Below are 11,184 nucleotides of genomic sequence, written 5' to 3' on the forward strand. Positions count from 1 at the left end.
GCGGTGTCGAAGATGAAGGTGCGGCCGGTGTCGATCAGGTGGCGGCGCAGCGCTTCCGGCCCCGCGATCACCCCGCCGGCGGCGCCCAGCGCCTTCGACAGGGTCGCGGTGACCACGACGTGTTCGGCGCCCGACAGGCCCGCCGCCGCAACGCGACCCGCCCCGTCGGGACCCAGCACGCCGAGGGCGTGGGCCTCGTCGACCAGGAGGATCGCGTCGTGCGCGCGGCAGACCTCGGACAGCTCGGCCAGGGGCGCGGCGTCGCCGTCCACCGAGTAGATCGACTCCACCACCACGACGGCGTGTCCGTTGTGGTCTTTCAGCAGGTCGCGGACGGCGTCGACGTCGTTGTGGGCGGCGACCTCGACGGCGACACCCGCCAGCCCGCACCCGTCGATGAGGGAGGCGTGGGCGTGGGCGTCGCGGATCAGCAGGGTTCCCTTGCGGCACAACGCCCGCACCGCGCCCAGGTTGGCGAGGTACCCGGACGAGTACACCAGCGCCGACGCGTTCAGGAGCTCGCCCAGCCGGGTCTCCAGCGCGGCGTGGGCGTCGGTGGAGCCGCGCACCAGGCGCGAGCCGCCGGCGCCCAGACCGAACGCCTCCAGGGTCTGCGCCGCCACCGACAGCACCATCGGGTGGCGCGACAGGCCGAGGTAGTCGTTGCCCGCCAGGTCGATCACGCCCGACTCGGGCGGCCGCGGCGCGACCTGTCGCCGCAGTCCCGCCCGCCGCCGCAGCTCGGCCTTGCGCTCCAGGGCCGACCACAGACTCACGCGATCGCCTCCCCGAGGTGCGGCATCGCCAACTCCCCCTCACGCGTCGGACATTTCGCGTCAGGCCAACGGTTCACGCGGAAACCCCCCGGCGCCACGGCGACGCCGACTCCCTCTGGCCCGCTTGGCATGTCGCGGCGGATCACGCGTACACCTCGTCGAGGGCGGCCGCCAGGGCGTCGACGAGGAGGTCGGCCTCGGTGGTCTCCAAACCCAAGGGGGGCATGAGGATCACGGTGTCGCCGAGGGGGCGGATCCACACCCCGTGGTCGCGGGCGGCCCGACACACGGCCACGCCCGTGCGTTCGCCGACGTCGCGGACCTCGACGCCGATCATGGTGCCGAGTTGGCGGATCTCGTGGACGCCCTGGTGGGAGGCGATCTTGGCGAGACGGGCGGCGAGGTGACGGCCGAGGTCGGCGGCGCGGGCGACCAGGTCGCGGTCGGCCATGAGGCGCAGGTTGGCCAGGGCGGCGGCGGCCGCCAGGGGGTTGGCGGTGTAGGTGTGGCCGTGGAAGAAGGTGCGGGCGGCGGCGGGAGCGCCGAGGAAGGCGTCGTAGACCGCGTCGGTGGCCAGGACCGCCGACAGCGGGAGGTAGCCGCCCGTCAGGCCCTTGGCGGTGACCAGGAGGTCGGGGACGATGTCGGCGTGCTGGCTGGCCCACATCCGGCCCGTGCGGCCGACGCCCGTGGCGACCTCGTCGCAGATCAGCAGCGCGCCGTGGCGGTCGGCCAGGGCGCGGGCGGCGGCCAGGTAGGAGGGGTCGTAGGTGAGCATGCCCGCGGCGCCCTGCACCAGGGGTTCCAGGATGATGGCGCAGACCTGGTCGCCTTGGGCCGCAAGGATCGCGGCGAGTTCGGCGATGGCCTCGCGGGCGCGCTCGGCGGGCGTCTGGCCGTCGGCGCGCACGCCGGGCGAGCCCGCCTCGATGGTCCGCAGCAACAGTGGACGGTAGGTGGCGTGGAAGAGTTCGACGCCGCCGACGCTGACCGCTCCCAGGGTGTCGCCGTGGTACGCCTCCGCGAGGCGCACGAACTGGGGGCGGGGGCCGCCGGTCTGCACCGAGTACTGGTACGCCATCTTCAGCGCGGCCTCCACGGCGGAGGAACCGTCGCCCGCGTAGAACACCTTGGACAGTCGGCGGTCGCCGCCCGGCGCGACGGCCAGCAGCTCCTCGGCCAGCTCGATGCCCGGCGCGTGGGTGGTACCCAGGAACGTCGTGTGGTCCAGCGTGGACAGTTGGCGGGCGATGGCGGCGTCGATCTCGGCGACGCGGTGCCCGAACGTGGTGACCCACAGGGAGGAAACCCCGTCCAGGTAACGGTTTCCCTCGATGTCGTACAGCCACGGTCCCTCGGCGCGGTCGACGACGAGCGGTTCGTCGTCGAGCCACAGGCTGTGCTGGGTGAACGGATGCCACACCGCCGCGGCGTCGCGTCGTCGCCAGGAATCGCTCGTACCACTGTCCACTGTCGCCCCCTACAGGCCCGAATTTGGAGGATTCATCCAACGTGGCTTGTAGGGTACGACAGGGGCGGCGGTGACAGGGAGATGGCCGACGGCAAGCGATTGCGGCGTGTCAGGGCTTCCATCGCGGGTCGCGGCCCAGATGGGCGATGAGGCGGTCGAGGCGCGGCGCGTCCTCGTCCGCGGCCACGGGCGGACCGAACAGGCCGGGGGGACCCTCGGTGTGCGGGTTGCCGTGGCTCTGGAAGCCCCAGACGTAATCCACCACCGCGCTCGACGGCTCGTACGGCAGCCCGCAGGCCACCGCGACGTCCCAGCCGTGCACCAGCAGCTCCGAGATCGCGACGTTCGCCGCCATGGCGCGCGGCATCCCGAAGGACGTGTCGGGCCCCTCGAGGGAGCCCTCCGCCGACCACGCCCGCGACAGCGACGCCGTGGCGTCGCTCAGCCCCCGGCGCCACTCCCCCACGATCAGGTCGGGCTCGGCGGTGAAGTCGCCCTCGACGCCGCGCCCGAGATCCGCGAAGAACCCCGTGACCTGGTACAGGTGGTTGAGCACGTCGCGGACGGTGTACTCGGTGCACGGCGTGGCCACGGCGAGCTGGTCGTCGGTCAGGGCGTTGGCGACGCCCAGGGTCGGCGCGGCCGCCGCTTCGTACAGATTGGACATTGGCTACTCCTCTCGGATCCGCCAGAGTAGCCGTGGCCTCCGACACCGTGTCTACGGCTTCCAGGCGGGGTCGCGGCCGACCAGACCCACGATCCTGTCCACCGTCGGCGCGTCCTCGGGGACGTCGACGGGCGGCCCGAACGCCTCCATGGTCTGTCCCGTGGCGGCGATGCCGCGCGCCATCTCGTGCACGGCGTCGGCCAGGGCCGCGTCGGGCTCGTAGTCCTGGCCGGTCGCGCGGGCCAGGTCCCAGCCGTGAATCATCAGGTCGAACACCGGCATCATCGCCACGGTCTCGCGCGGGAAACCCATGGCGTTCGTCCCGCCCTCCAGGGCCTCGGGCCGCGCCCACGCCCGGTCCAGTCGGTGCGCCTCGTCGGCGAAGCGCTCCCGCCAGCCGTCCTCCAGATAGTCGGGTGTGGACGAGAAGTCCATCTCCTCGTGCCGCGCGGCCTTCTGGAACTCCATGACCACGTGGAAAAGGTGGTTCGTCAGGTCGCGGACCCGATACTCGGCGCACGGCGTCGGGTCGTCCAGCCGGCCGTCGGTGATGCCCTGGACGATCGGGATCGCCAGGGCGTTGGCGGGGGTGTACAGGTTCGTCATCGTGATGCTCCTTTCGCGCCCCACGCTAGGGCGGCGGCGCATCGCCGTCTTGAACAAACGCGCCAGGCATAGAGTCGAGGTCATGGCCACCGCGCGCCGCGACACCCGCGGGATCATGCACCCGCGCGAGCTCAACGAGCGGGTGAGATTTCGGCGCCGCCTGGCCGCCGAGCCGCTGCGTCCCTATGTCGAGCACTACTGGCTGATCGACTGGGATCTCGATCGGCCCTTCGAGCAGCACGTGGTGCCGCACCCGTGCGTCAACGTGGTGTGGCAGGACCCCGACATCGCGATCGTGGTGGGCGTGGAGTCGCGCCTGTCGTCCACCAAGCTGGACGGCGCGGGCCGGGTCCTCGGCGCCCAGTTCCGCCCCGGGGCGTTTCGTGGATTCCTTGGCGCCCCAGTCAAGTCGCTCAACGATCGCCGCCTCGGCCTCGACGCGGTCTTCCGGGACCACGCGTCGACCGACACCGCCGCCGCGCTGCGGGCGCCCGACGACGACGCCAGGGTCGCGGCGGTGGACGCCTGGCTGCTGGGCCTGCTGCCCGACCCCGACACCGACGCCGACCTCGCCATGCGGCTGGCGCACCTGGCCCGCACCGACCGCTCGATCACGCGCGTCGACGCGCTGGCGGCGGCGGGCGGCGTCTCGGTGCGCTCGCTGCAGCGGCTGTTCGGCGAGCACGTCGGCGTCGGCCCCAAGTGGGTGATTCGGCGCTACCGGATTCACGAGGCGATCGAGCGCAGCGCCGACGACGTCGACTGGGGACGGTTGGCCGTCGAGCTGGGCTACGCCGACCAGTCCCACCTGGTGCGGGACTTCACCGCGGCCACCGGGATGTCCCCGGCGGCCTACGCGCGGCACCTGTCGCGGGAATGGCCCTAGGGCTTCCAGTTCGGGTCGCGCCCGAGCAACCCGATCAGCCTGTCGACGGTCGGCGCGTCGTCGGACACCGCGACCGACTCGGCGAACATCCCCATCTGCTGGCCCTGCGGGGCGAGCTGCCGCGCCAGGGCGTAGACGTCGTCGACCACGCCGGCGTCGGGGCGGAACTCCTGGCCCGTGGAGCGCGCCAGGTCCCAACCGTGCACGGTCAGGTCGAACAGCGGCATCCGGCCGATCACGGCCCGCGGCATGCCGAAGGTCTCCTCGACGCCGTCGGTGGTGCCCGGCCGGCACCAGGCGTCGATCACCTTGCGGGTCTCGGCGGCGAAGCCCTCGCGCCAGTCCCCCTCGAGGTGGTCGGTCTCGGAGGCGAAGTCCATCGGCTCGCCTCGCGCCGACTTCTGGAACTCCACCATGACGCCGTACAGGTGGTTGACCAGGTCGCGCACCGCGTAGTCGCGACACGGGGTCGGGGCGTCCAGCTGGTCGTCGGTCACGCCGCGCACCAGCGGGATCGTCACGGCGGCCGCCGCGTCGTACAGGTCCTTCATCGTGTCCTCCTTCGTGGTGGCAGCACCCTATGCGCGCCCACCGACACCTGCTATTGGCCGAGGTCCCGCAGCGCGTCCTCGATGCCGCGGTGGAAGGTCGGGTAGGCGTAGATCATCTGGCGCAGCTTCGATACCGGGATCTCGGCGTGCACCGCCAGCGACAGCGCCGACAGCACCTCCCCGCCCCACGGGCCCGCCGAGGTCGCGCCGACCAGGACCCCGCGGTCGGTGTCGGCCACCAGCTTGATCACCCCGGCGTTGCCGGGGCCGTGAATCCAGCCGCGGGCGGTGGACGGCACCCGCGCGAGCCCGCATGCCACGGACAGCCCCTCGGCGCGGGCCTGGGACTCGGTGAGGCCCACCGCGCCCACCTCGGGGTCGGTGAACGTCACGCGGGGCACGGCGCGGTAGTCGGCGGCGAAGCCTTCGGCGCCGAGGATGTCGCGGATCGCGATGCCCGCCTGGTACATCGCCATGTGGGTGAAGGCGCCGTGGCCGGTGATGTCGCCGACGGCCCACAGGTTGTCGGCGGCGCGCATGTGTTCGTCGACGGCGATCGCGGGCGCCTTCGGGTCGATGCCGACGGTGTCGATGCCCAGGTTGCCGAGGCGGGCGCGGCGCCCCGTGCTGACCAGCAGGCGCTGCGCGGTCAGGGTGCGGCCGTCGTCGGTCGTCACGGCGAACGCGTCGGCATGGGACACCTTGGTGGCCTTGGCGGAGGTGACGACCTGGATGCCCTCGGACGTCAACACCTCGCGGACCAGCGCCGAGGATTCGGGCTCCTCCAGGGGCAGGATCCGATCGGCGGCCTCCACGATGGTGATGGCGACGCCGAAACGGGCCCAGGCCTGGGCGAGCTCGACGCCGATCGCCCCGCCGCCCAGCACCAGCAGGGAGTCGGGGAGCTCGGCGGCCTCGAGGATCTGGCGGTTCGTCCAGTACGGAGTGTCGGCGAGGCCGGGGATCGGCGGCGCCGCCGGCGCGCTGCCGCAGGCCACCACGACCCCTCGCCGCGCGGTGTAGGTGGTGCCGTCCACGATCACCCGGTTCGGACCGTCCAGTGTGCCCCAACCGCGCAGGAACCTGCCTCCCTTGCCCGTGAGGCGATCCACCGCGATGGTGTCGTCCCACGAGGTGGTGGCCTCGTCGCGGATCCGCTTCGCCACGGGCGCGTAGTCGCCGATGGCGTGACCGCGGCCCGCCGTGCCGTCGACGCGGTTGGTCTCGGCCAACAGGTTGGCGGCGCGGATCGCCATCTTGCTGGGAATGCATCCCCAATAGGGGCATTCGCCGCCGACCAGTTCGCCCTCGATGCCCAGGACGTCCAGCCCCGCCTCGGCGAGCTTCCCGGCGACCTCCTCGCCTCCGACTCCCAGCCCCAACACGATGATGTCGGCTTGCGTATTCACGGTGGCAACCCCTTATCTCGACGCGGTGTCTCGACACACGCTGCCACAAAACGAAATCATGCGCGAGAGGACTCGGTATCCGTTTTCGGCGGCGCTCGTCGCGCCAGGCGTTCGCGCACCACGAGCGCGATCCAGATGCCCACGCCGAGACCGAGCATCCCGCCGACCAGGCGAAGGGAGTGCGCGACCACGGGAAGGCTGATCAGCGCGCCGCACGCGAGGTACAGCACCGTCGCGACGCGCGGTACCGCGCCCGAGCGCCACATCACCACCGACAGCAGGATCGCACCGACCAACACCAGCGCCCCCGGGTAGAACATCGCTCCCCCAGGGAAACCCACGGTGGCGTCCACCAGGTTCATGGCGTGGTGGTCACCGTCCAGATAGGCCCGCGCCAACGGCGGGAACGCGTAGGTGATAACGCCGAGCGCGGGCAGCGTGAAACCCACACCCACGATGGACAACACGGCGGCGGTGATGACGGTGCGCCGATACCTGGTGGCGGCGAGGTACCCGCACAGCACCAACGCGGCGAACAGTCCCGCCACGGTGGCGGCGAGACTCCCGACGAGTTGACCGACGAGATAGCCGGGAGTGGCCAGCAGCCTGGCCTCGGCGGCCGGGGAGGCGCCCGTGCCGACGTTGCTGAGCGTTATGGCATTCCCCAGCGGCTTCAGCCCCGCGGCGACGGGCACCACCCAGATGGCGGCGCGGATCAATCGGTCGACGGGACGGTCGGGTGCGGTGACAGTGGGCATGATCGGTGTACCTCCACGATTACGGGTTCGCTTGCCCGCCAAGGTATGGACGCCGACCCTCGGGGCGCGACACCCGACGGGGCGAAACCGATGCCCTCCCGTGGGGGGACGGGGTTCGCCTCGCGGGGGGATTCGCGGCGCCCCGAACGGGGCTAATGTCGCGGCGTGAAGCTGAGACGACTCGCCTTCAATGCCGTGCCGGTCCTGGTTGTCGGTTACGTGACCCTGGGGATGGTCGCCGACGGCATGCCGTCGGCCCAACCCGTCACGGATGGGATCGCGGTCGGTCTGATAGTGGCGACGGCCCTCGCGCTGTTCGCTCGGCGAACAGCGCCACTGACGATCCTCATCGTCTCCGTTGCGGGAACCATTCCCCTCATGGCGTGGGGGTACGCGCTCGACTATCCGTTCATTCCGCTGGTGTCGTTGTATTCGTTCGCTGAGATAGGACGGCAGAGCCGGTCGCGATGGACCGTGGCATCGGTGGCCTGTGGCGTGCTGGTTGCCGCCGAGGCCTGGATGTGGGTGGGCGCGGGGCCGAGAACGGCGGCGACCCGCGCCGCACTGTGGATGGTGGGATGCCTGCTGGCCTGGCTGATCGGCGACCGCGTGCGGAGCCAGCGTGAAGGAGTCACGGCACTGACCACGAGGGCCGAACGCGCCGAGCGGGAGCGGCGGTTGGCCGTGGCCGAGGAACGCGCCCGCATCGCCCGCGAGCTGCACGACTCCACGGCGCACACGCTCAACGCCATCGCGATGCAGGCCGGCGCCGCGCGATTGTTGTTCGATCGCGAGCCGGCGACGGCCAGCGCCGCGATTCAATCCATTGAGGATGCCGCGCGGCAGTCCATCGGGGAGATCGACGGCTTCCTGCGGACCCTGCGCAACGGCGACGGCCTCCCCGCCGAGCTCGGCGATCTGGACGCGATCGTGCGCGGGCACCGCGCGGCGGGGCTCGACGTCAGCGTGGACATCGAAGGCGAGGTGCGGGGGCTGCCGCGCGCCCTGGACTGGGCCGTGGCGCGCATCGTCGGCGAGGCGCTGACCAATGCCGCACGCCACGGCGACGGCACCGCGACACTTCAGGTGCGTTCCACCACCGACGCGGTGGACGTCGTCGTGACCAACCCGCTCGGCGCCGCCCCCGCGGCGTCCTGGGGTGGCGGCCACGGCCTGGTCGGGATGCGTGAACGCGCGACACTGCTGGGCGGCGAGCTGGATACGGCTAATGTGGACGGCATGTTTCGATTGCGCGCCAGGCTTCCCCGGGAGCGGGCATGACGCTGCGGGTGTTGATCGTCGACGATGACGACCTGATGCGGGCGGGACTGCGCGCCGTCTTGTCCAGCGACGCGACCCTGGACGTGATCGCCGAGGCGGCCGACGGTACCGAGGCGGCCGACCTGGCGGTGCGGCTGCGTCCCGACGTGGTGTTGATGGACGTCCGCATGCCCGGGCGCGACGGCATCGCCGCCACCACCGACATCACCGCGCGCGCCGCGGATGTCCGCGTCCTGGTGCTGACCACTTTCGACGACGACGAATACGTGTTCGCGGCGCTGGCGGCGGGCGCCTCGGGCTTCCTGCTGAAGCGCACCCGACCCGAGGACCTGATCGCGGCGATCCACACCATCGCCGCGGGCGAGTCGCTGCTGTCCCCCGCGGTGACCCGCACCGTCATCGACCGAATGTCGCGGCGGCCCCGTATCGACCCCGCCGCCGCGCGCGGGCTGGATCGCTTGACGCCCAGGGAAAGGGACGTCGTCACCCAGATCGCCCGCGGCCTGTCCAACGCCGAGATCGCCACGACGCTGTTCGTGGAGGAATCCACGGTCAAGACCCACGTGAAGCGCGTCCTCGCCAAGCTCGGCGCCCGCGACCGCGTCCAGGTGGTGATCGCCGCCTACGAGGCAGGTCTGGTCGCGCCGGGCGAGTGACGATTACCGGGCGCGTTCGGCGTCGCCGCGTTCGACGCAGAACTCGTTGCCCTCGGGGTCGGCGAGCACCACGAAGCCCCGCACGCCGTCGGGTTCGCGATGATCGGCGACGAGGGTGGCGCCCACGTCCAGCAGCCGGTCCACCTCGGCGTCGCGGGTGGTGTCGGGGGCCAGGTCCAGGTGGACGCGGTTCTTGACGGACTTGGGTTCGGGCACGTTGATGAACAGCAGGCCCAGGGAGCCGTCGGGGCTGTGGATCGCGTTGGCCTCGTCCTCGGGGTGGTTGGGGTCGTCGAGGTCGCCGGTCCAGCCCGTGACCTTCTCCCAGAACTTCGACAGCCGATAGGAGTCGTGGCAGTCGATGGTGATGTGCCGAATGCGCGCGGTCATCCGCGTCCTCTCTTGTGGTGGGACAAGCCCGGCCAGGCTATCCGACGGGTACCCGCGACACCAGGTTCGTTCGCGTGCCAGGCTGGCGGCATGAGCGAGTTCACGGTCTTGAGCCTCACCACCGATTACGGACTGGACGACGGGTTCGTGGCCCAGTGCCACGGCGTCGCCATCGAGCGGGCGCCGCTGGCGCGCCTGGTGGACGTCAGCCACGCGATCCCGCCCGGGGACGTGCGGCGCGGCGCGGCCGTGTTGGCGCAGACGGTGCCGAGCCTGCCGGCGGGCGTGCATGTCGCGGTGGTCGATCCCGGGGTGGGAACCACGCGCCGTCCCGTCGCCGTCGACACCGGAGCGGGTGTCCTGGTGGGTCCCGACAACGGGCTGCTCGGGTGGGCGGCGGAGGCGCTGGGCGGCGCGCGCCGCGCCGTGGCGCTCACCAACGCCGAGCTGCACCGCCACCCCACCTCCCACACCTTTCACGGGCGGGACATCTTCGTGCCCGTCGCCGCCGCGGTGTTCACGGGGACCGTCTGGGACGAGCTCGGCGACCCGATGCGGGTGGCCGACCTGGTGTGCCTGCCCGAGCCGCGGGTGCGCGCCGACGAGGACGGTTTCGCCGCCGAGGTGCTGTCGGTCGATCGCTTCGGCAATGTCCAGTTGGCGCTTCGCGGTGACGCGCTGGAGAACTACGGCGAGAAGTTCCATATCGGACGGCACCTGGCCACCCGCGGCGACATGTTCGCCGCGGCCGACCCCGGCGCGCTGGTGCTGTTGATCGACTCGGCGGGGCAGGCGACGATCGCGGTCAACGGGGGTTCGGCGGCCCAGGCGCTGCGCCTCGACGCGGGAGACGTGGTGGAGGTCAGCGCCGCGGAGTAGCGCGGCGACGGCGTGCGTCCACTACGGCCACGGACGGCGGTATTCGCCGATCCACAGCTGCGGGGCGCGCATGCGTATCGCCTCGGTCAGGGCCGTGTGCTGATCGGACATCGGGATGGTCTGGCGAAACCGCGAGCCGGGCAGTCCCTGCTGGGGCGGGAGCTGGTTGGCGAGGAAGCGGCGCATGTGCGGCGATTGCAGGTAGACCCCGATCGCGGCCTCGTGCACAAAGACCTCGAACGCGTACTGCGTCGCCAGGCCCGCCAGGAACGGGATCTTCGTCCACGATTTGGTGCACACGCCGATCCCCGCGATCTCCCCCCAACTCACCACTGTGGCCTGTTGCTTGAACAGCCACCAGACTCCCTGGCCGTCCACCGCCACGGCGGGGCGGTTCCGCTTGTAGAACGGCAGCATGACGAGCTTGCCGCCGCAGTACAGCGCGGCGCCGCCGCTGAGCATGGCGACAATCTGGGTCGGGAACACGATCAGGTCCACCATGGGGTAGGCGTCGTTGACGGCGATGAGAACCAGGACGAGCACCCACACCGCGGGCGCGACCAGGAACGCGCCCGTCAGGATCGCGAGCCGCCTCAGCTCCGCGGGGCTGCCGTAGCGGGCCCACACGGCGTCGGGTCCCGGTGCGGCCGTGAACGATCCCGAGTATTCCTCCACGGCACTACCGTAGCCAGCCGTGTCAACCCCGGCGGCCGCCGAGAATCCGTCACTCGTCGACGGTCGGGCCACTGTGGAACTGGCGCATCTCGCCGATGCCCTGGGCGAAGCCGTGCAGCTTCGCGGTGGCCTCGCGCAGCCGCGACACCGTGGGGTCGGAGCCGGAGCCCACCACGCCG

13 protein-coding genes are annotated in these 11,184 nt (G+C 71.6%); 4 read left to right on the forward strand and 9 right to left on the reverse strand.

Annotated elements, in window-relative coordinates; all coding sequences use genetic code 11:
• From VE172_RS24105 to VE172_RS24120, 4 genes are all read right to left on the reverse strand, one after another.
• Positions 1 to 776 (reverse strand): aminotransferase class I/II-fold pyridoxal phosphate-dependent enzyme (locus tag VE172_RS24105; protein WP_324804559.1); only part of this gene is annotated, 776 nt, incomplete at its 3' end.
• Positions 777 to 918: 142 nt separating this feature from the next.
• Complete coding sequence (gene bioA / locus VE172_RS24110; RefSeq protein WP_324804560.1) at positions 919 to 2,247, reverse strand: adenosylmethionine--8-amino-7-oxononanoate transaminase; 1,329 nt, start codon at positions 2,245 to 2,247, stop codon at positions 919 to 921.
• 109 nt (positions 2,248 to 2,356) lie between these two features.
• Positions 2,357 to 2,914, reverse strand: coding sequence for a TIGR03086 family metal-binding protein (locus VE172_RS24115; RefSeq protein WP_324804561.1), 558 nt, complete (start codon positions 2,912 to 2,914; stop codon positions 2,357 to 2,359).
• 51 nt (positions 2,915 to 2,965) lie between these two features.
• On the reverse strand, positions 2,966 to 3,520 hold the full coding sequence (locus tag VE172_RS24120; protein ID WP_324804562.1) for a TIGR03086 family metal-binding protein: 555 nt from the start codon (positions 3,518 to 3,520) through the stop codon (positions 2,966 to 2,968).
• A gap of 82 nt (positions 3,521 to 3,602) precedes the next feature.
• Here VE172_RS24120 and VE172_RS24125 point away from each other — a divergent pair, with 82 nt between their 5' ends.
• Positions 3,603 to 4,406, forward strand: coding sequence for a helix-turn-helix domain-containing protein (locus VE172_RS24125; protein ID WP_324804563.1), 804 nt, complete (start codon positions 3,603 to 3,605; stop codon positions 4,404 to 4,406).
• On the opposite strand, the gene VE172_RS24130 is transcribed toward VE172_RS24125, so the two are convergent.
• Genes VE172_RS24130 through VE172_RS24140 form a run of 3 tightly spaced genes read right to left on the reverse strand, consistent with a single transcriptional unit; the run spans position 4,403 to position 7,124 of the window.
• On the reverse strand, positions 4,403 to 4,957 hold the full coding sequence (locus tag VE172_RS24130; protein ID WP_324804564.1) for a TIGR03086 family metal-binding protein: 555 nt from the start codon (positions 4,955 to 4,957) through the stop codon (positions 4,403 to 4,405). The two genes, VE172_RS24125 and VE172_RS24130, sit on opposite strands and share 4 nt — an antisense overlap.
• A 50-nt stretch (positions 4,958 to 5,007) precedes the next feature.
• Entirely contained in the window at positions 5,008 to 6,366 is a 1,359-nt protein-coding gene (locus tag VE172_RS24135) for a dihydrolipoyl dehydrogenase family protein (RefSeq protein WP_324804565.1), read from the reverse strand.
• A gap of 56 nt (positions 6,367 to 6,422) precedes the next feature.
• Positions 6,423 to 7,124, reverse strand: coding sequence for a hypothetical protein (locus VE172_RS24140; protein WP_324804566.1), 702 nt, complete (start codon positions 7,122 to 7,124; stop codon positions 6,423 to 6,425).
• Between the two features lie 165 nt (positions 7,125 to 7,289).
• Between VE172_RS24140 and VE172_RS24145 the strand changes: the two genes are divergently transcribed.
• Both VE172_RS24145 and VE172_RS24150 read left to right on the forward strand, forming a co-directional pair.
• Positions 7,290 to 8,405: a sensor histidine kinase gene (locus tag VE172_RS24145; RefSeq protein ID WP_324804567.1), complete on the forward strand. Its 1,116-nt coding sequence runs from the start codon at positions 7,290 to 7,292 to the stop codon at positions 8,403 to 8,405.
• The gene (locus VE172_RS24150) at positions 8,402 to 9,061 is read left to right on the forward strand and encodes a response regulator transcription factor (protein ID WP_324804568.1); all 660 of its coding nucleotides are present in this window, start codon (positions 8,402 to 8,404) and stop codon (positions 9,059 to 9,061) included. Before VE172_RS24145 ends, VE172_RS24150 begins: the two co-directional genes overlap by 4 nt.
• Before the next feature lie 3 nt (positions 9,062 to 9,064).
• Here VE172_RS24150 and VE172_RS24155 read toward each other — a convergent pair whose 3' ends face one another.
• Positions 9,065 to 9,451, reverse strand: a complete 387-nt coding sequence (locus tag VE172_RS24155; RefSeq protein ID WP_324804569.1) for a VOC family protein — start codon at positions 9,449 to 9,451, stop codon at positions 9,065 to 9,067.
• 90 nt (positions 9,452 to 9,541) lie between these two features.
• Between VE172_RS24155 and VE172_RS24160 the strand changes: the two genes are divergently transcribed.
• Complete coding sequence (locus VE172_RS24160) at positions 9,542 to 10,330, forward strand: SAM hydrolase/SAM-dependent halogenase family protein (RefSeq protein ID WP_324804571.1); 789 nt, start codon at positions 9,542 to 9,544, stop codon at positions 10,328 to 10,330.
• 21 nt (positions 10,331 to 10,351) lie between these two features.
• Here VE172_RS24160 and VE172_RS24165 read toward each other — a convergent pair whose 3' ends face one another.
• Positions 10,352 to 11,005: a hypothetical protein gene (locus VE172_RS24165; protein ID WP_324804572.1), complete on the reverse strand. Its 654-nt coding sequence runs from the start codon at positions 11,003 to 11,005 to the stop codon at positions 10,352 to 10,354.
• Positions 11,006 to 11,184: the final 179 nt, after the last annotated feature.

This window comes from Stackebrandtia sp. (assembly GCF_035643755.1).
In the GTDB taxonomy this organism is placed as follows: Bacteria; Actinomycetota; Actinomycetes; order Mycobacteriales; family Micromonosporaceae; genus Stackebrandtia.